This window comes from Pedococcus soli, assembly GCF_054782575.1.
The window spans coordinates 429,013-455,120 of record NZ_BAAGSF010000001.1 but is presented as its reverse complement, the minus strand read 5'-3'; the positions used below and the strand labels follow the sequence as shown (position 1 = coordinate 455,120).

Genomic DNA, 26,108 nt, shown 5'->3' with positions numbered 1-26,108 from the left:
AAACTAGCGGGACGCGCGGGCCGTGCATTGGGCAACAGTTGCCATCGGGGGCGGGCACGGGTTCGGCAGGTCGTGCACTCGCCCCCAGCGCTCAGATGCCGCGCATCTGGTGGACCTTCAGGGCCAGGGCCAGCTTGAGTCGCAGCTGCGGGTCGGAGGTGAACGGGCCGAGCATCTTCTCGAGCTTGGCGATGCGGTAGCGCAACGTGTTGTAGTGGAAGAACAGCATGCGGGCGGTCTCGGCGACGTTCATGTTCGTGTCGATCAGCACGCTCAGGGTGGTGCGCAGGTCCGCGTGCTCGGGGAGGTCGTCGTTCGCGAGCGGCCCCAGCGACTCCTCGACGAACCGCCGCAGGTCCGCGCTGTCCGGGATCAGCGACAGCAGCCGGAACACGCCGAGCCCGTCGAAGTGGGTCAGCGCGGAGGCTCCGTGCAGCTGCCGCCCCACGCTCACGGCACTGAGCGCCTCGTCGTATGCCGCGGGGAGACCGGCGAGGGAGTCGATCGGCCGCGACACCCCGGTCGAGAACGTACGACGCCCCCCTCCGCCGTCGCCGCGCACGATCCGGACGACCTCGCCCACGGCGCGCATGACGGCATCGGTGTCGGCGTCTGCGGGGACGGCGTGCAGGGCGACGACCTCCTGGCTGAACCCCACCACCGGTGCGCGCGGGTCGCGCACCGCCATCGCCTGGCTCCAGGCCCGGGCGAAGCGTTGCTGCAGCGAGCTCACCTCCTCGGGGGAGCGCGTCGTGTGGGCGTCGTCCTCGTCGGTCTCGGCGACGACGACGACGAGCCGGCGGTCGATGTCCCACCCGAGGGCTGCTGCGTGCGCGATCGCCTCGGCGGGCGCGCCCGCTCGTCCGGAGAGCGCGTCGCGGAGGAACTCCGCGCGGTACTTGCCCTCGACCGCCGACACCGCCTGGTCCTTGGTGATGGCCAGGGCCGCCACGGTGGCGGCGCGCTCGAGCAGGTGGACGTCGTCGGCGGTCAGGGCCCGGTCCACGACGAACGCCGAGAGCAGCCCGTGGTCGAGCTGTCCCGCCACGATCCGGACGAGGGCGCGGCCGGCGTTGTCGGCGCGGGGGTCGCGGATGCCGACGGGTTCGCGTTCGGTGACCAGCCGCCCCGTCCGGTCGAAGCAGTCCAGCGCCAGGGCCGCCTCGAGGTCGGCCTCCGAACCGGCGCGGGCGAGCACCCGCCCGTCGGTCGTCGTCACCATCGTGGCCCCACCGAGGAACCCGGCCAGGCGCTCGCACAGGTCCTCGAGGCCGCCTCCCGCGAGCACGATCCCGACGAGGATCTGGTGGGCCTCGTCGACCCGGGCGAGGATCCCGGACTGCTGGTCGAGCAGCGCCCCGAGGACCTCGGTGACGACGAGCTCGGGGCTGGCACCGCGGACCAGCACGACGGGGAGGCCGGCCGCAGCCCCGGTGCTGCGCCAGTCGGTGCCGTCCGTGCCGCCGTTGCGGGTCACGACGAGGGCGGCTGCGCCACCGGCGACCAGGGTGTCGACCAGGCCCCGGACGTCGGTGCCGGGCGCGAGCCTGGCGGGGTCGAGGCAGACCACGTGGTGGTCGGGACTGAGCTCGCGCCCGGAGTCGGGTCGGGAGCCGGGTCGCGAGCCCGCCTGCGTGTCGTGCACCGACGCCCGTGTGACGACGGTCCCCAGCTGGTGGGCCGTCGCGTGCACCCTGGCCCCGGCCAGCGCCGGCAGGAGCAGGACCCTGCTGAGCGGCACACCAGTGACGAGCTCGCGGGTGGGCAGGGGTGTTGCCGCCAGCGCCTGGGCGGCTGGCAACTCCGCGTCAAGGACGCCGGGATCGTTGGCAACATTCACCATGAGGGGACTGTAGTCCCACTGGGTAGCGTCGCTGCTCGAAGCCGCGCGGGGCTCGTGGTCCCCTGTCCACGGAACCCGCGCGGCTCTCTCGTCAGTCCTGCGCGACCCGACGCCGAGGAGGTGCAGCACCCGTGACGCCCTCCGGGACGCCTCTCGCCGGCACGATGGACCGTGCCACCAGGAGCAGCCCTGCGCCCGCCGAGGGGGGAGCCCCCACCTGGCCGGCCGCGGTCTCCGAACGGTCCGTGGGGATGCTGGCCCGGCGTCCGAGGAGTGCCACCGTCGTCGCGGTCCACCCGCTCGCGTTCTACCTGCGGTTCGACCGCAGCCGGCCCGACGGCACCACCGAGGGGATCCTGCCCGTGGTGGCCCAGTCGGGGCTGCGCCTGCCCAACGCCGTGGTGCTCGCCCCCGGGTCGTCCCGGCTCGGCTGGGGGGTCCAGCCCGGCGACCGGGTGGGTGTGGGCGACGGGGAGATCCGCCTTCCCGGCGCGACGATCCGACGAGCCCGCGTCTGGCGGCCGGTCCGCGTGCCGACGCCCGGCCACCTCCCGGGGGTTGCGGCGACCGGCTCCCTCGGGCGGCTCGCCTCCCCCGGGTGGGCGGTGCCGGCGCGGCACCTCGCCACGACGGCCCTGAGGGGCGAGTCGTTGGTCGACGTCGTCGGTCACACGGTGGGAGTGGGGCAGGGGCTGACCCCCAGCGGTGACGACGTCCTGTGCGGCGTGCTCCTCGCCCTGCGCCTCGCGGGCGCCGAGGACGCGCGCCGGCACCTGTGGACGACGGTCCGACCCCGTCTCGGCGCCACGACCGCCGTCTCCGCCGCCCTGCTCACCGAGGCCGCCGACGGGTATGCCGTGCCGGCCGTCGTCCGCCTCGCCGCGGCGCTCGCCGGTGGCCGCGAGAGCGAACCCGACGTCGTTCCCGCGGCCCTGGAGGTGCGGGCCATCGGCCACAGCTCGGGTGCCGACCTGCTCGCCGGGCTCGCGGGGGCGCTGGCGGCGGCGGACAGCACTTGCGGAGGTGACCCGAGCAGTCGCGTGCTGGGGCTGCCCACCGTGGGCGCCCACCACCTCCCGACGACCCCAGGAGTGACCTCGTGACCGACCACGTCGAGCTGAGGACCGGGGTCTACGTCGACTCGGTCAGCCTCATGCAGGTCTCGCGCACGGCGGCGGCAGCCCCGGGCGTCGACGCGGCCCAGGTCGCGATGGCGACCGAGCTGAACCTCGAGGTGCTGCGCGGCATGGGTTTCGACGTCCCGGCCGCCTCACCGAACGACCTCGTCGTCGCCCTGCGCGCTGCCGACGAGACAGGGGTGGCCACCGGGCGGGCCGCCGTCGACGACGCCCTCGCAGCGCTCCGGTCGGCCGGGACGTCGGCAGGAGGGTTCGGCGACGCCCCGCCACCACGGACCCTCGGTCGCGCCATCGACGCGGTCGGTGCGAACCTCGCCCTCGTCTCCGTCCCCGGTCGTCACGCGGCGGTGGAGGCGTTCGACGCCATCGACCGCGGGGTGAGCGTGATGCTGTTCTCCGACAACGTCGACGTCGACACGGAGGTGCTCCTCAAGGACGCAGCGGCCGACCGTGGTGTGCTCGTGATGGGTCCGGACTGCGGCACCGCCGTGGTCGGTGGCGTGGCCCTCGGGTTCGCCAACGTCGTCTCGCCCGGACGGGTCGGGCTGGTCGCCGCCTCCGGGACAGGAGCCCAGCAGGTGATGGCCCTCCTCGACGCCGCCGGTGTCGGGGTGAGCCACTGCCTGGGCGTCGGAGGGCGCGACCTGTCGTCCCGCGTCGCCGGGCGGTCCACCCGGCAGGCGCTCGCCGCCCTCGCCGCCGACGAGGGGACGGACACCATCGTCGTCGTCTCCAAGCCGCCGGCCCCGGGGGTGCTCGCCGACCTCGAGGCGTATGCCGCCGGGCTCGGCACCCAGGTCCACTGGGCGACGCTGGGGGCCGGTCGGCCCGACCTCACCACCTCGGTCGAGAGCGTGCTCGCCGCCCTTGGCAGGTCGGTACCCACGTGGCCGGTGTGGGACGTCCCGCAACAGCCCGTGGGCCGGGGGTCCCTGCGCGGGCTGTTCTGCGGCGGCACGCTCGCCGACGAGGCGATGCTCGTCGCGGGGGAGGCGCTGGGGGACGGCCGGGGCGACATCCGTTCCAACATCCCCCTGCGACCCGAGCTCGCGGTGGGTGACGACCTGCGCGCCGACGGGCACGTCGTGCTCGACTTCGGTGACGACGGGCTGACGCGCGGGCGCGCCCACCCGATGATCGACCCCAGCCTGCGGCTCGAACGCATCCACACCGAGGCCGCTGACGCGGGTTGCGGCGTGCTGCTGCTCGACCTCGTCCTGGGTCACGGGGCCCACCCCGACCCTGCGGAGGAGCTCGCCGAGGCCGTGCGCTCGGCCCGCGCCTCGGCCGCAGCCTCGGGCCGCGACCTGCCGGTCGTCGTGTCGCTGACCGGCACCGACGGCGACCCGCAGGGGCTGACCCGCTGCGCCGAGGCGCTGCGGTCGGCCGGTGCGGCGGTGTTCCTCTCCAACGCGGCTGCCACGAGGCGCGCCGTGTCCCTCCTGCCGACCACCGAGGAGGCCTGACATGGCCGGGCACGTCGACCTGCACGGGTTGCTGACCACCGACCCGGTCGTCGCGACTGCCGGCGCGGGGTTGCTCAGCGACGCCTTGCGCGACCAGGCCGTCGTCGTGGGGGAGGCGCAGTGGCAGCCACCGCCGGACGGCTCCGTCGACCCCCTCGTCCGGGTGATGGCTGACCGCCGCCGACGTGATGCGAATGCCCTTGCCCTGCAACGGATGACGGCAGCGGGTGCCGACCTCGTCGACGTCCGACCGGCCCACGAGGTGCTGGGGCTGGAGCGCGGCACCTTCCTGCACGCCGGCCCGCCGCTGGAGTGGGAGCGTGCCTCGGGCCCGATGCGCGGTGCCCTGATCGGGGCGATGCTCTTCGAGGGGATGGCCGACACCCCGGAAGCCGCGGAGACGGCCCTCGCCGCCGGCCACGTGGCGCTCGAGCCCTGCCACCACCGCGATGCGGTGGGCCCGATGGCCGGAGTCATCTCACCGTCGATGTGGCTGTACGAGCTGCGCGACGAGGTGCACGACCACACGTCCTGGTGCTCGCTCAACGAGGGCCTCGGCAAGGTCCTCCGGTACGGCGCGTACGGCCCGGAGGTCGTCGACCGCCTGCACTGGATGAACTCCGTCCTCGGCCCGCTGCTCCAGCAGGCCGTGCGGGCTGCCGGGCTGATCGACATCAAGGCGATCATCGCCCAGATGCTCCAGATGGGCGACGAGGGGCACAACCGCAACCGTGCCGGCTCGCTCATGCTGCTGCGTGAGCTCCTGCCGTCCCTCATCACGGCCGACGGGTCGTCCACCGACATCGCGGAGGCGGTGCGCTTCTCCGGTGCCAACGAGCACTTCTTCCTCAACCTCGGCATGCCGGCGTGCAAGCTGTCGACCCTTGCGGCGGAAGGAATCCCGGGGTCGACCGTGGTGACGACGATGGCGCGCAACGGCACCGACTTCGGCATCCGCACGGCCGGGACCGGCGACCGCTGGTTCACCGGTCCGGCGAACACCCCGGAAGGGCTGTTCCTCGGCTCGTACGGCCCGGACGACGCCAACCCCGACATCGGCGACTCCGCGATCACCGAGACCGCGGGGATCGGGGGGTTCGCGATGGCGGCAGCCCCGGCCATCGTGAAGTTCGTGGGCGGCGACGTCCCGTTCGCCCTCAGGACCACGCGCACCATGTACGACATCACGGTCGGTGAGCACACGGCATACCAGGTGCCGATCCTGGAGTTCCGCGGAACTCCCACCGCCATCGACGTCACCGCGGTGGTGCGGACCGGGATCCTCCCGCAGATCAACACCGGTATGGCGGGCCGGGTCGCCGGGACGGGTCAGGTCGGGGCCGGGCTGGTCACCCCGCCCGCGCAGTGCTTCACGCAGGCGCTCGACGCCCTCGCCGACGCGCTGCCCACCCCGGCCGCGGGCTGAGCCGTGGGTGGTCAGGGGACCGCTCGGACCGGCGTGGCAGGATACGGGACCGTGAGCGCGCGCATCCTGGACGGCAAGGCAGTACTCGCGACGATCAAGGAGGAGCTGCGCAGCAGGGTGGACGTCCTGCGCGAGCACGGAGTGGTCCCCGGACTGGGCACCGTGCTCGTCGGCGACGACCCCGGCAGCCACTGGTACGTCAACGCCAAGCACAAGGACTGCGCCGAGATCGGCATCACGAGCATCCGTCGCGACCTGCCCGCCACCGCGACGCAGGCCGAGGTCGAGGCGGTCATCGACGAGCTCAACGCCGACCCCGACTGCACGGGGTTCCTCGTGCAGCAGCCCACGGGCCTGGACGAGATGGCCCTGTTGTCGCGGGTGTCCCCCGAGAAGGACGTGGACGGGCTGCACCCGACCAACCTCGGCTGGCTCGCCCTGGGCAAGGCGGCCCCGCTGCCCTGCACGCCGATGGGCTGCATCGAGCTGCTGCGCCGCCACGACGTGACCATCGCCGGTGCCAACGTCGTGGTCATCGGCCGCGGGCTCACCGTCGGGCGACCGCTCGGGCTCATCCTCACCCGCAAGAGCGAGAACGCCACCGTCACGCTCTGCCACACCGGCACCCGTGACCTCGCCGCCGAGGTCATCCGGGCCGACATCGTCATCGCCGCGGCCGGTGTGCCCGGAATCGTCACCAAGGACATGGTCAAGCCCGGTGCCGCGGTGCTCGACGTCGGCGTCAGCCGGGTCGACGGGAAGATCGCCGGGGACGTCGCCCCCGACGTCGCGGAGGTGGCCGGCTGGATCAGCCCCAACCCCGGTGGTGTCGGTCCGATGACGCGAGCCCTGCTGCTGTCCAACATCGTGGGTGCGGCCGAACGCCGGCTCGCGGCCACGGCCACGGCCTGACCTCGTGGTCATCCCCCGGTTGGGCTGGTGGTGGGTCGCCACGCCGGTCCTCGCGCTGGGGGTGGTGGCCTTCGCAGCAGGTCACGTCCGACTGGCCGGGTTCGTGCTCGCCGGGGGGCTGCTGATGGCTGCCCTGATCCGGGCGGTCCTGCCGACCGCGCTCAGCGGCGGCCTGGTCGTGCGCTCCCGCGTCGTCGACGTCGCGACGATGGCGCTGCTCGGGGTGACCCTGGCCGTGATCACCGCGAGCCTGGACCTTCGCCCCCGCGGCTGATCGGGCCGTGGCCGTCCGGTCACCGTGTCCAGGTGCCGCGTGCGCAGACACGCAGCGGCCGGTCCCGGGTGACCCGGGACCGGCCGTTCGCCGTGCTGTGAGGGAGTGCGTCAGCCGATGAGGCCCAGGCCCTTGACGGCCTCGCGCTCCTCCTCGAGCTCCTTGACCGACGCATCGATCTTGCCGCGGGAGAACTCGTCGATCTCCAGGCCCTGGACGATCGACCACTGGCCGTCCTTGACGGTCACGGGGAACGAGGAGATCAGGCCCTCCGGGACCCCGTAGGAGCCGTCGGAGCAGACCGACATCGACACCCAGTCGCCGTCCGGGGTGCCGAGCGTCCAGTCGCGGGCGTGGTCGACGGTGGCGCTCGCGGCGGAGGCGGCCGAGGACGCGCCCCGGGCCTCGATGATCGCGGCGCCGCGCTTGGCGACGGTCGGGATGAACGTGCCGGCCAGCCACTCCTGGTCGCCCACGGCCTCGGCGGCGTTCCGGCCCGAGACCTCGGCGTGGAACAGGTCGGGGTACTGGGTCGCGGAGTGGTTGCCCCAGATCGTCATCTTCCTGATCTCGGTCACCGGCACGCCCAGCTTGGCCGACAGCTGCGAGATGGCGCGGTTGTGGTCCAGACGGGTCAGCGCGGAGAAGCGCTCCCTACCGATGTCGGGCGCGTTGCTCATCGCGATGAGGGCGTTGGTGTTGGCCGGGTTGCCGGTCACGGTGACACGGATGTCGTCCGCGGCCACCTTGTTCAGGGCCTTGCCCTGCGGGGCGAAGATGCCGCCGTTGGCCTCGAGGAGGTCACCACGCTCCATACCGGGGCCGCGCGGGCGGGCGCCGACGAGGAGGGCGTGGTTGACGCCGTCGAAGATCTTCTCGGCGTCGTCACCGATCTCGACCTTGGCGAGCGTCGGGAACGCGCAGTCGTCGAGCTCCATGACGACACCCTCGAGCGCCTTGAGCGCGGGGGTGATCTCGAGCAGTCGGAGCTCGACCGGGGTGTCCGGGCCGAACAGCGAGCCGCTCGCGATGCGGAAGAGGAGGCTGTAGCCGATCTGGCCTGCGGCGCCGGTGACGGCGACCTTGACGGGGGTAGTGCTCACGGTGGGCCCTTCACGTCGGTGGGGTGGGACAGCTGTGCACGACGCTAGCAGGGGTGCGGAGCACGGGTTCCCGGTGGTTAGGGTCGAGGCCATGCCCACCCCGGACTTCATCCTCGCCCTGCGCGACAAGGTCGGCACCGACCTCCTCTGGCTCACCGGCGTCACTGCCGTCGTGCGCAACGACGGCGGTGAGGTGCTCCTCGGCCGCCGCGCCGACAACGGCCAGTGGGCCCTGGTGAGCGGCATCCTCGAGCCCGGCGAGCAGCCGGCGGTGGGCCTCGCCCGCGAGATCGAGGAGGAGACCGGTGTCGTCGCTAGGATCGAGGCACTGACCTCGGTCTGGACGCTGCCGGAGCAGGGCTACCCCAACGGCGACCGTGCGCAGTACCTCGACCTGTGCTTCCTCGCCCGCCACCTCTCCGGCGAGGCGAGGGTCAACGACGACGAGTCGCTGGAGGTGGGCTGGTTCGCCGTGGACGCCCTGCCCGAGCCGCTCATGGACCGGGCCCGCGTCCGGCTCGAACGGGCCCTGGCCTTCGACGGCACCACGTGGTTCGACACCGACGAGGCAACGAGTGCCGCAGGGACGACCGGGGACCCGTATGCCGCCGTTCCCGGCCCGGGGGATCCAGCCCGGCGCCCGCTCGCGACGCTGCCCGCCGGCGCCGGCGAGGTGGTCCTGCGCCGAGCAGTCCGGACCGACGTGCCGGCCATCGTGAACCTCCTCGCCGACGACGAGATCGGCGCCGGTCGCGAGGACGGCCACGACCTCACGGGGTACCTCGCGGCCTTCGACGCGATCGACGCCGACCGGGGCCACCTGCTCGTCGTCCTCGAGTCGGGGGACGCCGTGGTGGGGACGATGCAGCTGACCTTCCTGCCCGGGTTGTCGCGCGGGGGTGCGTGGCGCAGCCAGGTCGAGGCGGTGCGCGTTGCCGCCTCCCAGCGCGGCCATGGCCTCGGGGAGGCCATGCTGCGCTGGGGGATCGAGGAGTCCCGGCGACGGGGCTGTGCGGTCGTCCAGCTGACCACGGACAAGCGGCGCACCGACGCCCAGCGGTTCTACGTCGAGCGGCTGGGGTTCGCCAGGTCGCACGAGGGCCTCAAGCTCGCCCTGGGCGACCCCGGGAGCCCCGGAGGGGAGTAGAACTGGACTGGTCGGTCGGGTGGTCGACCGGGTGGACGATCAGGCGCACGACCGAGGACGAAGGTGGACGTGATGGGTGCTGGCACCAAGGACGACCCGTGGACGCTCAGGACGCCACCGGGCAGCGGTGACTACACGATGTACCGCGACGACGACACCGACCCGCCCCAGCTGGTCTGCCAGGTCGGTTCGACGCGTCTGACCTACGACGCCCGTGTCATCGATGACCTGCACGCCTGGTTGCGGGAGCAGGGTGACTGGGTGCCGCTGGGTTCGGCCGACGAGCAGAAGCCGGCCAAGGACGGGACCGTCGAGGCCTGGGCCCGCTCGGAGGGCAACCCGCTGGGCGGGTGGTACGGCCTGCGCAAGGGCTATCGCGGCCGGGTCGGCATGTACCTGCCACCTCTGCTCGAGGAGCTGGGCCTCGCCGAGGTCGAGCACCAGCCGCGCAACAACCGGATGCGCGCGATCTGACCCGCGCTCGTCGGCCGAGTCCTGGGTCGACGGGACCCTCAGCCGGCGAGGTCCTCGGCAGCGAGGACCATCCGTCGGTGCATCCAGGCGTAGAGCGCGACGTCCCCGAGGCGGGTCGCCTCACCGTAGAGGCGACCGGCCACCCCGTCGGGGACGAACCCGTGCCGCAGCGTGAGCCGGGAGCCGTCCCGGTCCGGCGCCACGTCCAGCTCGAGGAACGCGCTGCCCGGCAGCCGGGTGTCCGGTGACAGCACCAGGTGCCGGCCCGCCTCGATCGCCGTCACCGTCCAGAAGTCGACCTTGTCGCCGAGACGCAACGGCCGGTCCGGCCGCACCCGGCGGCGGCCGGGGCCACCGAGGACCCGGTCCACCCCGCAGCGTGCCGCCCAGACGGCCTCGGGCGTGAACCAGCCGGTGTCCCCACCGACCGAGGTCACCACCTGCCACAGGACCTCGGGCGGTGCGTGGACGTGCGAGGTCTGGGTGCCGCCGATGACTGGGTCCACCCAGCCACCGTATGCGGCGTGGCACCGGACCGCCCGGCTCGCCGCAGCACGCGCGGTCGCCCAGACTGGCTGGGTGACGATGCCGGTGGGGAACCCGTGACGCGGCGCTGGCTGTTCGCCGACCAGCTCGGCCCGCACTTCGACGTGGGCCGCGACGGGGTCCTGCTGGTCGAGAGCCGCGAGGCCCTGGGCCGGCGCCGCTACCACCGGCAGAAGCTGCACCTCGTCCTGTCCGCCCTGCGCCACCGCGCGGCGGAGCTGGGCGACTCGGCAGTCCTCCTGCGCACCGCCACCTACGGCCAGGCCCTGCGCGAGCTCGGCGAACCCGTCCGCGTCTACGAGCCGACCTCGAGGAGCGCCGCCGACTTCGTCGCCCGTCAGCTCGAGACGGGCCGGGTGGAGGCCGTCGACCCGACACCGGGGTTCTCGTTGCCCCGCAGAGACTTCCAGCGCTGGGCGGGTGACCGGCGACGGTTGCGGATGGAGGACTTCTACCGCTTCCAGCGACAGCGGCTCGACCTGCTCGTCGAGGGGGACGGGACCCCGGTCGGTGGTCGGTGGTCGTTCGACGAGGACAACCGGGAGCCACCGCCCAAGGGGGCGGACCGCCTGGACGTGCCCGCGCCATACCGGCCGCGCGAGGACGACGTCGACGCGCAGGTGAGGGAGGACCTCGACCGGTGGGAGCGCGACGACGGGTGGGTGACCGTGGGGAGGGACGGTCCGCGGCTGTTCGCCGTGACCCGCCCCGAAGCGCTCGCGGCGCTCGACCGGTTCGTCACGCACCGGCTCGGGGCGTTCGGGCCGCACGAGGACGCCATGCTGCGCGGCGACTGGGCGATGGCCCACAGCCTCCTGTCGGTGCCCCTCAACCTCGGGCTGCTCGACCCCGTGGAGGTCGCCGAACGGGCGGTCCGCGCGTACCACGACGGTGACGCACCGCTGGCCTCGGTCGAGGGCTTCGTGCGGCAGGTCGTCGGGTGGCGCGAGTACGTCTGGCACCTCTACTGGCACTTCGGGGGCCAGTACCGCAGCCGCAACGCCCTCGCGGCTCGCGAGCCGCTGCCACGGTGGTTCGACGAGCTCGATGCCGACGCGGTGGAGGCCGCGTGCCTCAAGGACGTCCTCGCCGGTGTGCGCGACCGGGGGTGGGTGCACCACATCCCGCGGCTCATGGTGCTCGGCAACTGGGCGGCGGAGCGCGGGTACGACCCCGACGCGTTGACCGAGTGGTTCCAGACGCGGTTCGTGGACGGCTACGACTGGGTCATGCCCGCGAACGTCGTCGGCATGAGCCAGTACGCCGACGGAGGCGCCATGACGACCAAGCCCTACGTGTCCGGCGGCGCGTACCTGAACCGGATGTCGGACTACTGCGGAGGCTGCCGCTACCGCCCCACGGTCAGGGTCGGCGAGGACGCCTGCCCGTTCACCGCCGGCTACTGGGCCTACCTGGACCGCACCGCCGACCGCCTGGAGGGCAACCCCCGCATGGCGCGTCCGCTCCAGCAGCGGCACCGGCTCACCGACCTCGAGGCGACCGTCGCGCAGGAACGAGCCAGGGGAGCAGACGCTCCCTGACTCCACCCGACATGACGTGACGTGACGTGAAAGGCCGGTGCCGCAAGGGAATCCCCCTGCGGCACCGGCCTCTCGGGCCCGTCAGCCCTTGTGGCTCAGCGCAGGGCGGCGAGCGCCTCGTTGAACGTGGCGCTCGGGCGCATGACCGCCGACGCCTTGGCCTCGTCGGGGCGGTAGTAGCCACCGATGTCGGCGGGGTGGCCCTGGACGGCGAGCAGCTCGGCGTTGATGGCGTCCTCCTGCTCGGTGAGGGTCTTCGAGACCTGGCTGAACGCCTCGGCCAGCGCGGCGTCCTCGGTCTGCTGCGCGAGCTCGTTCGCCCAGAACAGCGCGAGGTAGAAGTGGCTGCCGCGGTTGTCGATCTGGCCGACCTTGCGGGCCGGGCCCTTGTTCTCGTTGAGCAGCCGCTCGGTCGCCTTGTCGAGCGCCTCGCCCAGCAGCGCGGCGCGCGCGTTGTCGGTCGTCGTGGCCATGTGGCGAAGGCTCTCGGCCAGGGCCAGGAACTCGCCGAGGCTGTCCCAGCGCAGGTAGTTCTCCTGGAGCAGCTGCTGCACGTGCTTCGGGGCGGAGCCACCGGCGCCGGTCTCGAAGAGGCCGCCACCGTTCATCAGCGGGACCACCGAGAGCATCTTGGCGCTGGTACCGAGCTCGAGGATCGGGAAGAGGTCGGTGTTGTAGTCACGCAGCACGTTCCCGGTGACGGAGATGGTGTCCTCGCCCTTGCGGATGCGCTCGACGGAGAACTTGGCCGCCTCGACCGGCGAGAGCACCTGGAGGTCGAGCCCGTCGGTGTCGTGCTCGGGCAGGTAGGCCTCGACCTTCGCGATGAGGTTGCGGTCGTGCGCTCGGGTCGCGTCGAGCCAGAAGACCGCAGGGGTCTTCGAGGCGCGGGCACGCGTGACGGCGAGCTTGACCCAGTCGCGGATCGGGGCGTCCTTGGTCTGGCAGGCGCGCCAGATGTCGCCGGGCTGCACGTCGTGCGACATCAGCACCTCGCCGGAGCTGTCGACGACCTGGACGGTGCCCCCCTCGGCGATCTCGAACGTCTTGTCGTGGCTGCCGTACTCCTCGGCCTTCTGCGCCATCAGGCCGACGTTGGGGACCGAGCCCATCGTCGTGGGGTCGTAGGCGCCGTGCTCGCGGCAGTCGTCGATGACGGCCTGGTAGACGCCGGCGTAGGAGCTGTCGGGGATGACGGCGAGGGTGTCGGCCTCCTCGCCGTCCGGGCCCCACATGTGGCCGGAGGTGCGGATCATGGCCGGCATCGAGGCGTCCACGATGACGTCGCTCGGGACGTGGAGGTTCGTGATCCCCTTGTCGGAGTTGACCATCGCGAGCTTCGGGCCGTCGGCGAGACCCTGCTGGATCGCCGCACGGACCTCGTCGCGGGTGCCCTCGGGGAGGGCGTCGAGCCCGTCGAGGATCGAGCCGAGGCCGTTGTTCGCGGACAGGCCCGCAGCGGCGAGCTCGGCGCCATACCGGGAGAAGACGTCCGGGAGGAACGCCCGCACGACGTGGCCGAAGATGATCGGGTCGGAGACCTTCATCATCGTGGCCTTGAGGTGCACGGAGAAGAGCACGCCGTCGGCCTTGGCCCTGGCGATCTGCTCGGTGAGGAACGCGTCGAGCGCGGCGGCGCTCAGCACCGTGGCGTCGACGACCTCGCCCTCGAGGACCTTCAGCCCCTCCTTGAGGACGGTGGTGCCGGCGTCGGTGACCAGATGGATGGTCAGGGTGTCCGCGGCGGGGAGGACGACCGACTGCTCGTTGGACCGGAAGTCGTCGGAGCCCATGGTGGCCACCGAGGTGCGCGAGTCGGGGCTCCAGGCACCCATGGAGTGCGGGTGCTTGCGCGCGTAGTTCTTCACGGCGGCAGGCGCCCGGCGGTCGGAGTTGCCCTCGCGCAGGACGGGGTTGACTGCGCTGCCCTTGACGCCGTCGTACCGCGCACGGGCATCCTTCTCCGCGTCGTTGCTCGGCTCGTCGGGGTAGGCGGGCAGGTCGTAGCCCTGCGACCGGAGCTCGGCGATGGCTGCCTTGAGCTGCGGCAGGGAGGCCGAGATGTTGGGGAGCTTGATGATGTTGGCCTCGGGCGTGGTCGCGAGCTGCCCGAGCTCGCCGAGGGCGTCGCCGATGCGCTGGTCCTCGGGGAGGAGGTCGTCGAAGGCCGCGATGATGCGCCCCGACAGGGAGATGTCACGGGTCTCGACGTCGACGCCCGCGGTGGACGCGAAGGCCTCGATCACCGGCAGGAAGGAGTAGGTCGCCAGCATCGGCGCCTCGTCGGTGAGGGTGTAGATGATCTTGGCCATGTCGGCGGCTCTCTCCCTGGGCTCGTCGTGCTCGCAGCGTTCGTGCGCAGCGTTGCTCAGGCTATCGAACCGTCCGGGACCCGATGGGGTGGGCCGTGGCCGTCTCGGGACGGCTGCGTCGGGATCAGGTGGTCGAGGGGGCGTCCTCGGGCTCCACCATGCCGGTGATGTCCTCGTCGCGACGGTCGATGCCGGTGACGAGGTGGTAGGTCGCCCCGGCGATCGCGGCGCCGACGATGGGCGCGACCCAGAACGCCCAGAGCTGTCCGGGCGCGCCGTTGCCGTTGAAGAAGGCCACGGCGGTGGAGCGGGCGGGGTTCACCGACGTGTTGCTGATCGGGATGGAGATGAGGTGGATCAGCGTCAGGCCCAGGCCGATGGCGATGGGCGCGAACCCGACGGGCGCCCGCTCGTCGGTGGCTCCAAGGATGATGTAGAGGAAGAACGCGGTGAGGATGGCCTCGGCGACGAGGACCGCGACGAGGGTGTACCCGCCGGGGGAGTGGTCGCCATAACCGTTGGCGGCGAGGTTGCCGGTGACCTTGAACCCTGCCGAGCCGCGCGCGACGCCCCACAGGGCCAGCCCGGCGAGCAGGCCGCCGACCACCTGGGCCACGACGTAGGCCGGCACCTCGGCCCAGGGGAACCGCTTGGCCACGGCGACGCCGATGGTCACCGCGGGGTTGAAGTGCGCGCCGGACACGTGCCCGACGGCATACGCCATCGTCATCACGGTGAGCCCGAACGCCAGGGCCACGCCGAGGAAGCCGATGCCGAGCTGCACGGACTGGCCGGACGGGACGTCGGGGGCCAGGTACTTCGCCGCGAAGACGGCACTGCCACAGCCCCCGAAGACGAGCCAGAAGGTGCCGAGCGCCTCGGCGCCGAGCCGGGACGGGAGTGGGGGAGTGCGCATCGGACGCTCCTGGGTGCATGGGGGTGCGTCGGAGGCCCCCCGGGTCGTTCCATGGTGGAGGCACCGGGCAACCGGGGCAAGACCCGTCCGTGGGCGGTGGGGCGGCGGGATGAACGTGTTCTCATCCGTTCGGACGAGGTGGGACTCAGCCGTTCGACTGCACGAAAGCGGCAATGCTCACGACCCGGGAAACGCGCACCACCCGACTTGACCAAACACTGGTGCAAAACCTGTCGTTCCTTTACGTTTCAGGTGTGCAGAGCGGGCCGCAGGGGCTCGGGATCGCAAGTTGTCGAGGACTCCGCACTGGACGACCGTCCTCGGCCGCTGGGGGCGGCTGAGGACGGTCGGGGGGCCAGCTCAGGCGACGGCCGGGGGTGTCGGCACGACGGGTTCCACCCGGCGTGCGGCAGGCCGCGTCCTGGGCGGACCCACTGGGCGACGAGCCGTCACGCCAGCTCCAGCAGGCCTGCTCCGGCCAGCGTCTCCACCAGCGACCGCAGGGCCACGTCGGCGTCGCCGTCGGGGGCCCCGAACCGCACGCGGAGCATCGCCGAGAGCTCTGTCGGGTCGGTCCACGTGTCGGCGCACCCGTCGAGGACGGCGACGGCGACGGCCGAGAGCCGCAGCACCGAGGTGCCGACCAGCGCGATCGCCTCACCGTCGCGGTCGAGCCGCTCCCTCGGCGGGACGGCTCGGACGCGGACCCCGGTATGGCGTGGGCCGCCGCTCACGTCGCAGCCTCCAGGAGGGGTGCGAGGTCGGCCGCCTCCGAGTAGCTCACCCGCGCGGCCCCGCCGATGCGTTCGAGCAGGGCGGCCAGCCGGTGCAGTGGTTCGTCGAGGTCGAGGAGGTGCGAGGTGTGGGGGACCAAGGCGTCGATGGCGTCCAGGGTCCCCAGCGGTGACACGTGGAGGTGGCCGGGCGGACCGTCCTCCCGGTCGAGCAGGAGGACCTGGGCCAGCGGGAGCCGAGCGGCGGCAGGGGCGGGGTCGAGCCCCAGCGACCGTGGTGAGGTCTCGTCCTTGTGGTCGCTCGCGGGCGACCGTCGCAGCGACAACGGCTTGGGGTAGGGCACCACGGTGCCGTCCGACCGCACGGCGACGGTCTCGTCGGTGACGTACCAGCGGCCCGGTCCGAGCGTCCGGGCGAGGGTGGTCTTGCCCGTGCCCCCGGAGGCGACGAACGCCGTCGCGCGGCCGGTGTCCCTGTCGGCGAGGCAGGCAGCGTGCAGCAGCACGTGGTCCCCGCCCACGGCGTCGATGGCGGCGACCGTCACCTCACGGGTGATGACCTGCAGCAGGTCGTCCAGGCGCGGTCGGCTCGCGAGCCCGTCAGCCTCGGCGGCCGCACCGACGGCAGGGTCGCTGTCGAGCACCGCCCCGACCCGCGCCACGACGTCGGTCCCGGGGGGAGCGACGCACGGTGCCCATCGTCCGGCGAGGGCTGCGTGCAGCTCCTGGGCCCGGTCGCCGCCCACGTCGACGGTGACGCCGACACCGAGGGCCAGGACGGTGAGGGACACGCCGACGCTAGGACCGACCGCTGGCCCTGGTGACGAAGTCCGCGAGGTCCGCGCTCTGCTGCAGCCGGGACGGCTCGTGGACGTACATCATGTGACCGGCCTCGTAGTAGGCGTGCTCGAGGTTGTCGTGGAGCGAGGCGGGGACCTGCAGGTGCGCGACGACGTCCTGGGCGCCGTAGTAGGGCGTGGCTCCGTCGAAGTACCCGTAGGCCACGTGCACCTTGAGGTGCGGGTTGGCCCGCATCGCGCGCGCCAGCTGGGCGCTGACGTCGACCGGCTTGCCCTCGAACTCCTTGTAGGACCAGTCCTTCGAGGCCGGTGGCGAGAACACCGTGTAGGGGAGGTCGCTGCTGTAGCCCAGCTCGTCGCGGACGTAGTGGTTCCATGCCGACGCGTAGGGCCCCAGGATCGCGTCCATGGAGGGGTCGGCGTCCCACGTCTCCGCGTTGCCCGCGGCCAGCGGGCCGGTGAACCGGCTGTCGAGCCTCCCGACGGAGAGCTGCTGGTCGCGCAACAGCTCGGTGAAGAACCGCACGTGCTCGATCCGCAGGTCCGCCCTGTCGACGTACGCCTCGGAGAGGCCGGTCAGCGCGGCGAGCCGGGTGACGTGCTCGGCCCGTTCCTCCGAGGTCAGCCGGGAGCCACGGGACAGCGCCCACGGGTAGTCGCGGGCGGCATACTCCTCCGCCTCGGCGAGCACGGTCTGGAGCGACTTGCGTCCGTGCTTGCCGTGGAAGTGCGCGGTCGCGGCGTAGGTCGGGAGGTAGTCGACGTGGGCGCGGTCGTTGCTGAACTCGAAGTCCACGGTGGCGAGGTCGAGCACCGAGCTGATGAGCATGAGCCCGTTGAGGTAGAGGCCGTGGCGCGTCTGCAGGTGCTCCGCCAGGGCGGCCGCACGGACCGTGCCGTAGGACTCGCCGGCGATGAACTTCGGTGACAGCCAACGGTTGTGGCGGGTCGTCCACAGCCGGATCAGCTCGCCGACGCTCTCGATGTCGGCGGTGAAGCCGTGGTAGTCGTTCGCCTTGCCGCCCTCGACCGCGCGCGAGTAGCCGGTGGAGACCGGGTCGATGAAGACGAGGTCCGACACCGCCAGCAGCGACTGCGGGTTGTCGAGCAGGCCGTACGGCGGCGGGGTGAGGGCGAGGGCGTCGCCGGAGTCGACCCGCCGCGGCCCGAGCAGCCCGAGGTGCAGCCAGACCGAGGCCGAGCCCGGGCCGCCGTTGAAGGCGAACGTCACCGGTCGCTGGGTGGTCCCCGGGGTGTCCACCACGTATGACGTGATGCTCAGCTCCGCCTTGGCGTGGTGGCCCTTGAAGACGTGGTCCTCGAAGACCTCCTCACGCAGCACCACCCGACCCGTGGTCGCGGTGTAGCGCAGGCGACGGCGCCCGATCACGAGGGTGTGCTGGGTCTCGACCAGGTCGTCCTTGGGCGGTGCCGGGGCGGTCGTCACGGTCGTGGTGTCCGTGGACGTCGTCACCGTCTCGCCCGGTTCGGGCGTGTGCGGGGTCGTGCTGGTCGTGGATGCGGACTCGTCGGCCATGGCGTCACCCTATGCGTGGGGACGGGCCGGGGCGGTCGAATCGAGGTGTGAGGCAGGCGGCAGAATGGCTGGATGCGTCTGATCACGGCCAACGTCAACGGCATTCGGGCCGCCGCCCGGCGCGGGGGTGTGGCGTGGCTGGCGGAGCAGGAGGCGGACGTCCTGTGCCTGCAGGAGGTCCGGGCGAGCGACGACCAGCTCGCGCAGTGCCTGGCCGAAGGTGGCTTCGGCGACTGGCACGTTGCCCACACGGAGGCTGCCGCCAAGGGACGCGCCGGGGTGGCCGTCCTGAGCCGGGAACCGCAGGCGCGGGTGTCGACGACGGTCGGCGCCGCGGAGTTCGACGGGGCCGGCCGTTGGGTCGAGGTGGACCTCGCCACGCCGTCCGGGACGGTGACGGTGGCGTCGACGTACGTCCACACCGGTGAGGCGGGCACCGAGCGCCAGGCGGAGAAGCTGCGCTTCCTCGACGCCATGGGGTCGCGTCTGCGCGAGTGGTCCGCCGCCGGCCGGCTCGCCGTGGTGACCGGCGACCTCAACGTCGCCCACCACGAGCACGACCTCAAGAACTGGAAGGGCAACCTCACGAAGTCGGGCTTCCTTCCGCAGGAGCGGGCCCACCTCGACGACTGGTTCGCGGACGGGGCGTGGGCCGACGTCCATCGCGACCTGCACGGGCCGGGGCCCGGTCCGTACACCTGGTGGTCCTGGCGGGGGAAGGCGTTCGACAACGACTCGGGGTGGCGCATCGACTACCAGCTGGCGAGCCGTCCCCTCGCCCGACGGGCGGTGCGGGCCACCGTCGGACGCGCGGCGTCCTACGACCAGCGCTGGTCCGACCACGCGGCCGTCACCGTGGACTACGACCTCGGCTGACGGCGGGCCCCGGGCGCGGGCGCGGGCCCTGGCCCGGCCCCGGGCCCGGCCCCGGGCGCGGGACGGCGCGGGCGTTCGGCGCGAGCGGCGGCGGGGCGATCGGTGCCGTTTGCTGCACGAATCGCCCCGATGCTCGTCGGGCAGGGGCGATTCGTGACGGATCCGGCGCACATGGCCGTGATGGGGAGCAGGTCGCGTCCGAGCCAGGGGCAGTCGGACGCGACCCGCCGTCTAGAGGTCGCGCCCGGCCGGGCCGGCAGCGGACACGACGAAGCACTCAGGGGCCCGGAACCCCTTGTCGGCGAACGACTTCTCCACGGCCGCCCGGACCTCGTCGGCGGACTCGCGACGCACCAGGGCGATCGCGGACCCGCCGAACCCGCCGCCGGTCATCCGGGCGCCCAGGGCGCCGGCCGACGTGGCCGACGTGACCGCGGTGTCGAGCTCGTCGACGGAGATCTCGAAGTCGTCGCGCATGGAGTCGTGCGAGGCGAGGAAGAGCTCGCCGAGGCGGGCGAAGTCGTCAGCGCGCAGCGCCTCCCGCGCCTGCTCCACCCGGGCGATCTCGGTGACGATGTGCCGCGCGCGACGACGCAGGAGGTCGGAGGAGAGGCGCTCCAGGGCCGCATCGAGGTCCGCGACGTCGACGTCGCGCAGGGTCTCGACCCCGAGCTCGCGGGCCGCCTGCTCGCACGAGTCGCGACGCTCGGCGTACTGCCCGTCGACCAGCTCGTGGACGGCACGGGTGTCGACGACGAGCAGGGCCAGGTCGTGCGCGGCGAGGTCGAACGGCACCTGCTCGGTCGAGAAGTCACGGCAGTCGAGCAGCAGCGCGTGCCCTTGCTGGGCGAGGAGCGAGGCCGACTGGTCCATGCCGCCGGTCGGCGCCTTGGCCACGGTGTTCTCGGCCTCCACGCAGACGGCGGCGAGGTCGACGCGACCGGCGGGGGAGTCGAGCAGGACGAGGTCGAACACGTCGCTCAGGGCTGCCGCGACCGCGCACTCGAGCGCTGCCGAGCTGGACAGCCCGGCGCCGAGGGGCACGCGGCCCTCCACCGCCACGTCGAACCCACCCACCGGGTGGCCGGCCCGCTCAAGGGACCAAGGGACGCCGGCGACGTACGCCGCCCACCCCTGTGGGCTGCCGGGGCCGACGTCGTCCAGGTCGAGCTCCACCACGCCGTCGCCCTGGGCCGAGACGATCCGCAGGTGACGGTCGTCGCGGCGCCGCAGCGCCGCATACGTCCGGTGGGGGAGGGCGATGGGCATGCACAGGCCGCCGTTGTAGTCGGTGTGCTCGCCGATGAGGTTGACGCGCCCGGGCGCCGACCAGACACCGTCCGGCTCCTCGCCGAAGGTGTCGCGGAACAGGCGGGCCGCGGTGTCCGGCCCCGTCACGGGGCGACCTCGCGCAGACGCGCCGCGATGCGCTCCGGTGGCACGTCGTTCACCCAGCCACCGACGCCGGACTCGGAACCGGCGAGGTACTTGAGCTTCTTGGGCGAGCGCAGGACCGACATCACCTGGAGGTGCAGGCGCGAGACGTCCCGCCCCTGCTTGGCCGGCGCCTGGTGCCAGCCGGCGATGTACGGCAGCCGGATCGGCGCGCCGTCCTTGGCGACGTAGTACCGGTCGAGGCGGCGCAGCAGGTCGAGGTAGACGCGGGCGAGGTCGTCGCGCTCGTCGTCGGTCAGCGATGCGAGGTCGGGCACGTCGCGGTGGGGGGCCAGGTGCACCTCGACCGGCCAGCGGGCGGCGTAGGGGACGTAGGCCGCCCAGTGCTCGGTGTCGATGACCACGCGCTCCTTGGCGTGCAGCTCGGCCGCGAGGATGTCGGCCCCGAGGAGCCGGCCGGTGCGGGCGTGGTGCGCGGTGGCCTGCTCGAGGATCGTCCTGCTGCGCTCGGGCAGGTAGGGGTAGGCGTAGATCTGGCCGTGCGGGTGGTGCAGGGTGACGCCGATCTCCTGCCCGCGGTTCTCGAAGCAGAACACCTGCTCCACCTCGGCCACGGCGCCGAGCTCCGCGGTGCGGTCGGCCCACGCGTCGACGACCGTGCGCGCACGCTCGGGGGTCAGGTCGGCGAACGTGGACTCGTGGTCGCTCGTGAAGCAGACGACCTCGCACCGGCCGAGGGCCGGCCTGCTCTGGATGAGGTCGCCGTCCTCCTGCTCCGCGTGGGAGTGCGCCGAGACGGGGGCGTAGCTGGGGAAGCGGTTCTCGAAGACCACGACGTCGTAGGCCGCCTCGGGCACCTCCGACGGCACGCTGCCCGTGCCGGTGGGGCACAGGGGGCACTCGTCCTTCGGGGGCAGGAAGGTGCGGTTGCTGCGGTGGCCTGCCACCGCCACCCAGTCGCCGACGAGGGCGTCGTAGCGGATCTCGCCCGAGGCGGCCCGGTCCCCGAGGGGGCGGGTGTCCTCGGCGGTGCGCTCGGGCGCGTCGGGGGAGTCGTCGAAGTAGATGATCTCGCGTCCGTCGGCCAGCCGCCGGCTCGTGCGCCGCACCGTCATGCGTGGCTCCTGCTCGTGCGGGCCGTGCGGACGACGCCGGGGGTGGCGAGCACCACCTCGACCCCGGCTTCGCTCACGGCGGTGCGGGCCCGTTGGCCGAGACCTGCATCGGTGACCAGGAGGTCGACCGACGACAACGGGATGATCGTGCTGAGCCCGACCGTGCCCCACTTGGTGTGGTCGGCGAGGACGCAGACCTGGCGCGCGGTCTGGACCAGCGCCTGGTTGGTCTCCGCCTCGACGAGGTTGGGGGTGGTCAGGCCGGCCCGGGCGTCCATGCCGTGCACACCGAGGAACAACCGGTCGACGTGCAGCATGCGCAGCGCAGCGACCGCGACCGGCCCGACCAGCGCGTCGGAGGGGGTGCGGACACCACCGGTCAGGACGACCGTCTGCCCGGGGGTGCCGGACTCGTGCAGCAGCTGGGCGACCGGCACCGAGTTGGTGACGACGGTGAGGTCGGGGACGGAGCGCACGGCACGGGCGAACTCGTAGGTCGTCGTGCCGGCCGAGATGCCGATGGCGGCGCCCGGCTCGACGAGCTGGGCGGCGGCCTGGGCGATGGCGTTCTTCTGCGACTGCATGAGGGCGGACTTCGCGGTGAAGCCCGGCTCCTCGCTGCTCCTGCTCCCGACCGCGAGTGCGCCACCGTGCACGCGCTCGACGAGTCCCTCCGTGGCCAGCTGCTCGATGTCGCGCCGCACCGTCATGTCCGAGACGCCGAGCTGGTCGACGAGCTCGGACACGCGCACCGCACCGTTGTCCTCGACGAGGCCGAGGATGGTGGCGCGACGCTGGCTGGCGAGCAACTAGGCCTCCCTGATGACGGCGACGGCGCCCGCCGCGAGCGGGGTCCCGGGGGTGAAGGGGCGGTCCGCGACCAGGTCGTGCCCGGTCACGGGAACCTGCTGGTCGGTCGTCGTGTCGTTGACGAGGAACAGCCAGGAGCCATTCTCGCCACGACGCCGGACGGCCTCGACACCGGGCGGCACCGTTGCCGCGGGAGCGACCCCGCCGGCCTCGGTGAGGTGGTCGAGGAGGCTGCCGAGCGCGTCGTCGTCGAGGAGGGTGCTGAGGTACCACGCCGCGCCCGTCCCCGTGCGGCGCCGGGTCACGGCGGGCCGACCCGTGAGGGGACCTGCGGCATACCGGTCGAGGACCTCGGCGTCGACGGCCGTGACGTCCTCGCTCCACAGGGTGCCGGTGCCCCCGCCCTCGAGCATGCTCTGCTGGTCCGCCAGGAGCGGGAAGAACTCCTCGACGCGGACCCCGAGCAGGTCGCGGAACGCCCCCGGGTAGCCCCCGAGGCGGACGTGGTCGTCGCTGTCACTGATGCCGGAGAAGAACGTGACGAGGACCTGCGCGCCGGCCTCCGCGGCCGCCGCGACCGCTGCCGCGTGCTCGTCCGTGACGAGGTAGAGCGTCGGGACGACGACGACCTTGTATGCCGTGAGGTCGGCGCTCGGGTGCACCACGTCCGCGGTGATGCCGCGGTCGCGCAGCACGCGGTGCACCGCGTGGGCGGTCGTGGGGTACCTCAGCTCGCTGGACGGCATCGCCGGACCGTGGGCGGCCCACTGGGCCTGGTAGTCCCAGAGGATGGCGACGTCCGCCTCGACCCGGGAGCCGAGCAGCTCGCCGAGCCGCTCGGCGACCTGACCGAGCTCCACGACCTCGCGGAAGCGCGCGCTGTCGCGGCCGGCGTGGGGGACGAGGGCGGAGTGGAACTTCTCCGAGCCGGACAGCGACTGACGCCACTGGAAGAAGCCGAGGGTGTCGGCGCCACGGGCGACGTGGGCGAGGCTGTCACGCAGCGTGCCGCCGGGGAGCTTCGCCGGGTTGACGGGCTGCCAGTTCACGGCGCTCGTCGAGTGCTCCATCAGCAGCCACGGCCGGCCACCGGCCAGGCCACGGGTGATGTCACCGCTGAAGGCCAGCTCGGCCTGCGGGTGCTCGAGGGCCGCGACCACGTAGTGGTCGGTGCTGACGACGTCCTGCTCGGCGGCCCACTGGTGGTAGTCGAGGTGGTCGAAGTGCGCGAGCGTCATGAAGTTCGTCGTCACGGGGATGCCGGGCGACAGGTCCTCGAGGATGGCCTTCTCGCTGCGGAAGAAGTCCAGCAGCGTGTCGGACTGGAACCGCTTGTAGTCGAGCACGTGCGTGGGGTTGGCGAACGTCGTGGTCAGCCGCGGGGGGAGGACCTGCTCCCAGTCGGTGTACCGCTGGCTCCAGAAGGCCGTTCCCCAGGCGTCGTTGAGTCGCTCCAGCGTCTCGTGGCGGCGACCCAGCCAGACGCGGAAACCGGCCGCGCACGTGTCGCAGTAGCAGGGGATGTTGTGGCAGGCGTACTCGTTCGAGACGTGCCACATGGCCAGGGCGGGGTGGTCGTGGTACCGCTGGGCCAGCTGAGTCGTGAGGGCGAGGGCGTAGTCGCGGTAGACGGGCGAGCTCGGGCACCAGGCCTGGCGGCTGCCCGGCCACAGGGTGTGCCCCTCGTGGTCGACGGGCAGGATCTCCGGGTGCGCGGCGGACAGCCACGGAGGAGGGGTCGCCGTCGCCGTCGCGAGGTCCACCGCGATGTCGTTCGCGTGGAGCAGCTCCATGATGTCGTCCAGCCAGGCGAAGTCGTACTCGCCCTTCGCCGGCTCGAGCCACGACCAGGAGAAGACCCCCAGGGTGACGAAGGAGACCCCGGCCTCGCGCATGAGCTCCATGTCCTCGGACCAGACCTCGCGCGGCCACTGCTCGGGGTTGTAGTCGCCACCCAGGGCGATCCGACGGTTCGGCCATGAACGCATGGCGGACAGTGTTGCGCCGGTTTGATGAAGATGTCAACAAAAACCAACAGATGGCTGCAGCCTCGTGTGGAGGACCTCCGGACCGTGGCCCCTTCCGCCGGGTGGGCTGGGAAGCCGGCGCCTCGATCAACAGCCTGTGTCCTGCCTGTATGGCGTGGTTGAGCCGAATTCGTCATCCGCCTGTGCGCGGAGGGCGAGGCGTCCGCGAGGTGGAGGGCGGATGGATGCGCGACCATTTCGTGATGAGCAGACTCTTGACAGGTGTTGGTTCCTAGGCCCATCCTCGGGACTTGTTGATGGTTTTTGATCGAATCTGTCGGATGATGGGTTCGGCCATCGCGCCGGTGCAACCCGTGTCAAAGGAGACCCGTCATGACCCGCCCGACCTCTGAGGCCGAGTACCTCGCCAGCCTCGTTCCTGCCTCTGTCCGCGGTGTCAGCCGTCGGACCCTGCTGCGCGGCGCCCTGGGCGCCGGCACCCTGCTCGCGGCCCCCTCGCTCCTCGCGGCGTGTGGTGGCGGCGGCAGCGGCTCCTCTTCCTCCGGCGGTGCCGCGACCGGCACCGTGACGGTGGGCTCCAACCAGTCCGACGCCGTGCCGAAGGCGGCCATCCAGTCGGTCATGGACGCCTTCCAGAAGGCCAACCCCGGCCTGACGACCAAGATCAACACGATCGACCACAACTCCTTCCAGGAGAACATCAACAACTACCTCCAGGGCTCGCCCGACGACGTGTGGATGTGGTTCGCCGGCTACCGGATGCGGTTCTTCGCCTCCAAGGGCCTCGCGGGCGACGTCTCCGACGTCTGGAAGGACCTGTCCGGTGCCGGGATGTCCGACGCCCTCAAGAAGTCCTCGACCGGCGACGACGGCAAGCAGTACTTCGTCCCCTCGACCTACTACCCGTGGGCGATGTTCTACCGCAAGAGCGTCTTCGAGAAGTACGGCTACACCGAGCCCAAGACCCTCGACGAGTTCAAGACCCTCGGCACGCAGATGAAGAAGGACGGACTCGTCCCGATCGCCTTCGGCGACAAGGACGGCTGGCCCGCCATGGGCACCTTCGACCAGCTGAACCTGCGCGTCAACGGCTACGACTTCCACGTCAACCTGATGGCCGGCAAGGAAGCCTGGAACAGCCCCAAGGTCAAGGCCGTCTTCGACACCTGGGCCGGGCTGCTGGACTACCACCAGGCCGACTCCCTCGGTCGCACTTGGCAGGAGGCCGCCCAGGCCCTCCAGCAGAAGAAGGCCGGCACCTACCTGCTCGGGTCGTTCGTGGCCCAGCAGTTCGGCAAGGGCGCGGAGCAGGAGGACCTGACGTTCTTCAACTTCCCCGAGATCGACTCGAACGTCGGCGCGGACGCCATCGAGGCGCCCATCGACGGCTACATGATGGCCAAGCGTCCGAAGAACGAGGCCGGTGCCAAGAAGCTCCTCGCCTACGTGGGCTCCGCCGACGCGCAGAACATCGTCGTCAAGGCGGACCCCAGCGTCATCGCGACGAACGACAAGGCCGACCAGGCGGCATACACCTCGCTGCAGAAGAAGTCGGTGGAGTTCGTCAGCCAGGCCAAGTCCATCGCGCAGTTCATGGACCGCGACACCCGTCCGGACTTCGCCTCCACGGTGATGATCCCGGCCATCCAGTCCTTCCTCAAGAACCCGAAGGACATCGACGGGCTCGTCAACGGCATCGAGAAGCAGAAGCAGAGCATCTTCGCGAGCTGACGCACCGACCACGCCGACGTCGA

Annotated in this window: 22 protein-coding genes; 10 read left to right on the top strand and 12 right to left on the bottom strand. The window is 72.2% G+C overall.

Features of this window, described 5'->3' with window-relative positions; translation table 11 throughout:
• Nucleotides 1–91 precede the first annotated feature (91 nt).
• Nucleotides 92–1,843, bottom strand: a complete 1,752-nt coding sequence (locus ACYVKF_RS01975) for a helix-turn-helix domain-containing protein (protein ID WP_460964468.1) — start codon at nt 1,841–1,843, stop codon at nt 92–94.
• Between the two features lie 131 nt (nt 1,844–1,974).
• Between ACYVKF_RS01975 and ACYVKF_RS01970 the strand changes: the two genes are divergently transcribed.
• Genes ACYVKF_RS01970 through ACYVKF_RS01950 form a run of 5 tightly spaced genes read left to right on the top strand, consistent with a single transcriptional unit; the run spans nt 1,975 to nt 7,060 of the window.
• Nucleotides 1,975–2,946 (top strand): oxamate carbamoyltransferase subunit AllH family protein, encoded by a 972-nt coding sequence (locus ACYVKF_RS01970; protein WP_460964466.1) that lies wholly within the window; start codon nt 1,975–1,977, stop codon nt 2,944–2,946.
• Nucleotides 2,943–4,448: an FdrA family protein gene (locus tag ACYVKF_RS01965; RefSeq protein WP_460964464.1), complete on the top strand. Its 1,506-nt coding sequence runs from the start codon at nt 2,943–2,945 to the stop codon at nt 4,446–4,448. The genes ACYVKF_RS01970 and ACYVKF_RS01965 overlap by 4 nt, the downstream gene beginning before the upstream one ends.
• A gap of 1 nt (nt 4,449) precedes the next feature.
• Nucleotides 4,450–5,874 carry a YlbE family protein gene (locus ACYVKF_RS01960; RefSeq protein ID WP_460964462.1) on the top strand — a complete coding sequence of 475 codons (1,425 nt, stop codon included), beginning with the start codon at nt 4,450–4,452 and terminating at the stop codon, nt 5,872–5,874.
• 51 nt (nt 5,875–5,925) lie between these two features.
• Nucleotides 5,926–6,786, top strand: coding sequence for a bifunctional methylenetetrahydrofolate dehydrogenase/methenyltetrahydrofolate cyclohydrolase (locus ACYVKF_RS01955; RefSeq protein WP_460964460.1), 861 nt, complete (start codon nt 5,926–5,928; stop codon nt 6,784–6,786).
• Between the two features lie 4 nt (nt 6,787–6,790).
• The gene (locus tag ACYVKF_RS01950) at nt 6,791–7,060 is read left to right on the top strand and encodes a DUF3017 domain-containing protein (protein ID WP_200947742.1); all 270 of its coding nucleotides are present in this window, start codon (nt 6,791–6,793) and stop codon (nt 7,058–7,060) included.
• A gap of 110 nt (nt 7,061–7,170) precedes the next feature.
• Here ACYVKF_RS01950 and ACYVKF_RS01945 read toward each other — a convergent pair whose 3' ends face one another.
• Nucleotides 7,171–8,163 carry a malate dehydrogenase gene (locus tag ACYVKF_RS01945; RefSeq protein WP_056916719.1) on the bottom strand — a complete coding sequence of 331 codons (993 nt, stop codon included), beginning with the start codon at nt 8,161–8,163 and terminating at the stop codon, nt 7,171–7,173.
• 91 nt (nt 8,164–8,254) lie between these two features.
• Here ACYVKF_RS01945 and ACYVKF_RS01940 point away from each other — a divergent pair, with 91 nt between their 5' ends.
• Both ACYVKF_RS01940 and ACYVKF_RS01935 read left to right on the top strand, forming a co-directional pair.
• Nucleotides 8,255–9,310, top strand: coding sequence for a GNAT family N-acetyltransferase (locus ACYVKF_RS01940; RefSeq protein ID WP_460964457.1), 1,056 nt, complete (start codon nt 8,255–8,257; stop codon nt 9,308–9,310).
• A gap of 72 nt (nt 9,311–9,382) precedes the next feature.
• Nucleotides 9,383–9,784, top strand: coding sequence for a DUF6855 family protein (locus ACYVKF_RS01935; protein WP_056916720.1), 402 nt, complete (start codon nt 9,383–9,385; stop codon nt 9,782–9,784).
• 38 nt (nt 9,785–9,822) lie between these two features.
• Here the strand turns inward: ACYVKF_RS01935 and ACYVKF_RS01930 are convergent, their stop codons facing one another.
• Nucleotides 9,823–10,290, bottom strand: coding sequence for a DUF2867 domain-containing protein (locus ACYVKF_RS01930; RefSeq protein WP_162254775.1), 468 nt, complete (start codon nt 10,288–10,290; stop codon nt 9,823–9,825).
• An 18-nt stretch (nt 10,291–10,308) separates the two neighbouring features.
• Here ACYVKF_RS01930 and ACYVKF_RS01925 point away from each other — a divergent pair, with 18 nt between their 5' ends.
• The gene (locus tag ACYVKF_RS01925) at nt 10,309–11,871 is read left to right on the top strand and encodes a cryptochrome/photolyase family protein (protein WP_460964455.1); all 1,563 of its coding nucleotides are present in this window, start codon (nt 10,309–10,311) and stop codon (nt 11,869–11,871) included.
• A 95-nt stretch (nt 11,872–11,966) separates the two neighbouring features.
• Here the strand turns inward: ACYVKF_RS01925 and ACYVKF_RS01920 are convergent, their stop codons facing one another.
• From ACYVKF_RS01920 to ACYVKF_RS01900, 5 genes are all read right to left on the bottom strand, one after another.
• Nucleotides 11,967–14,183 (bottom strand): NADP-dependent isocitrate dehydrogenase, encoded by a 2,217-nt coding sequence (locus ACYVKF_RS01920; protein ID WP_460964453.1) that lies wholly within the window; start codon nt 14,181–14,183, stop codon nt 11,967–11,969.
• A 124-nt stretch (nt 14,184–14,307) separates the two neighbouring features.
• Nucleotides 14,308–15,099, bottom strand: coding sequence for an aquaporin Z (gene aqpZ / locus ACYVKF_RS01915; protein ID WP_460964451.1), 792 nt, complete (start codon nt 15,097–15,099; stop codon nt 14,308–14,310).
• 449 nt (nt 15,100–15,548) lie between these two features.
• A complete protein-coding gene (locus tag ACYVKF_RS01910) occupies nt 15,549–15,833 on the bottom strand; it encodes a PqqD family peptide modification chaperone (RefSeq protein WP_460964449.1) in 285 nt (94 codons plus the stop codon).
• Nucleotides 15,830–16,624, bottom strand: a complete 795-nt coding sequence (locus ACYVKF_RS01905; protein WP_460964447.1) for a hypothetical protein — start codon at nt 16,622–16,624, stop codon at nt 15,830–15,832. Before ACYVKF_RS01905 ends, ACYVKF_RS01910 begins: the two co-directional genes overlap by 4 nt.
• A gap of 7 nt (nt 16,625–16,631) precedes the next feature.
• Nucleotides 16,632–18,170, bottom strand: coding sequence for a S10 family peptidase (locus ACYVKF_RS01900; RefSeq protein ID WP_460964445.1), 1,539 nt, complete (start codon nt 18,168–18,170; stop codon nt 16,632–16,634).
• Between the two features lie 72 nt (nt 18,171–18,242).
• Here ACYVKF_RS01900 and ACYVKF_RS01895 point away from each other — a divergent pair, with 72 nt between their 5' ends.
• Nucleotides 18,243–19,046 (top strand): exodeoxyribonuclease III, encoded by an 804-nt coding sequence (locus ACYVKF_RS01895; protein WP_460964443.1) that lies wholly within the window; start codon nt 18,243–18,245, stop codon nt 19,044–19,046.
• Between the two features lie 231 nt (nt 19,047–19,277).
• Here the strand turns inward: ACYVKF_RS01895 and galK are convergent, their stop codons facing one another.
• From galK to ACYVKF_RS01875, 4 genes are read right to left on the bottom strand one after another with little or no spacing between them, the layout of a single operon-like run.
• Complete coding sequence (gene galK / locus ACYVKF_RS01890; RefSeq protein ID WP_056916728.1) at nt 19,278–20,444, bottom strand: galactokinase; 1,167 nt, start codon at nt 20,442–20,444, stop codon at nt 19,278–19,280.
• The gene (galT, locus tag ACYVKF_RS01885; protein WP_200947743.1) at nt 20,441–21,556 is read right to left on the bottom strand and encodes a galactose-1-phosphate uridylyltransferase; all 1,116 of its coding nucleotides are present in this window, start codon (nt 21,554–21,556) and stop codon (nt 20,441–20,443) included. Before galT ends, galK begins: the two co-directional genes overlap by 4 nt.
• Nucleotides 21,553–22,365, bottom strand: a complete 813-nt coding sequence (locus ACYVKF_RS01880) for a DeoR/GlpR family DNA-binding transcription regulator (RefSeq protein ID WP_056916729.1) — start codon at nt 22,363–22,365, stop codon at nt 21,553–21,555. The genes galT and ACYVKF_RS01880 overlap by 4 nt, the downstream gene beginning before the upstream one ends.
• Nucleotides 22,366–24,354 (bottom strand): beta-galactosidase, encoded by a 1,989-nt coding sequence (locus ACYVKF_RS01875; RefSeq protein ID WP_460964440.1) that lies wholly within the window; start codon nt 24,352–24,354, stop codon nt 22,366–22,368.
• 372 nt (nt 24,355–24,726) lie between these two features.
• Here ACYVKF_RS01875 and ACYVKF_RS01870 point away from each other — a divergent pair, with 372 nt between their 5' ends.
• Nucleotides 24,727–26,085 (top strand): ABC transporter substrate-binding protein, encoded by a 1,359-nt coding sequence (locus tag ACYVKF_RS01870; RefSeq protein WP_460964438.1) that lies wholly within the window; start codon nt 24,727–24,729, stop codon nt 26,083–26,085.
• The last annotated feature ends 23 nt before the right edge of the window (nt 26,086–26,108 follow it).

Excerpts from the sequence above, each read along its gene's own strand:
- galT (WP_200947743.1), bottom strand. The coding sequence starts at position 21,556 with ATGACGGTGCGGCGCACGAGCCGGCGGCTGGCCGACGGACGCGAGATC.
- ACYVKF_RS01895 (WP_460964443.1), top strand. The coding sequence starts at position 18,243 with ATGCGTCTGATCACGGCCAACGTCAACGGCATTCGGGCCGCCGCCCGG.
- ACYVKF_RS01870 (WP_460964438.1), top strand. The coding sequence starts at position 24,727 with ATGACCCGCCCGACCTCTGAGGCCGAGTACCTCGCCAGCCTCGTTCCT.
- ACYVKF_RS01900 (WP_460964445.1), bottom strand. The coding sequence starts at position 18,170 with ATGGCCGACGAGTCCGCATCCACGACCAGCACGACCCCGCACACGCCC.
- ACYVKF_RS01935 (WP_056916720.1), top strand. The coding sequence starts at position 9,383 with ATGGGTGCTGGCACCAAGGACGACCCGTGGACGCTCAGGACGCCACCG.
- ACYVKF_RS01940 (WP_460964457.1), top strand. The coding sequence starts at position 8,255 with ATGCCCACCCCGGACTTCATCCTCGCCCTGCGCGACAAGGTCGGCACC.
- aqpZ (WP_460964451.1), bottom strand. The coding sequence starts at position 15,099 with ATGCGCACTCCCCCACTCCCGTCCCGGCTCGGCGCCGAGGCGCTCGGC.
- ACYVKF_RS01920 (WP_460964453.1), bottom strand. The coding sequence starts at position 14,183 with ATGGCCAAGATCATCTACACCCTCACCGACGAGGCGCCGATGCTGGCG.
- ACYVKF_RS01960 (WP_460964462.1), top strand. The coding sequence starts at position 4,450 with ATGGCCGGGCACGTCGACCTGCACGGGTTGCTGACCACCGACCCGGTC.
- ACYVKF_RS01975 (WP_460964468.1), bottom strand. The coding sequence starts at position 1,843 with ATGGTGAATGTTGCCAACGATCCCGGCGTCCTTGACGCGGAGTTGCCA.
- ACYVKF_RS01875 (WP_460964440.1), bottom strand. The coding sequence starts at position 24,354 with ATGCGTTCATGGCCGAACCGTCGGATCGCCCTGGGTGGCGACTACAAC.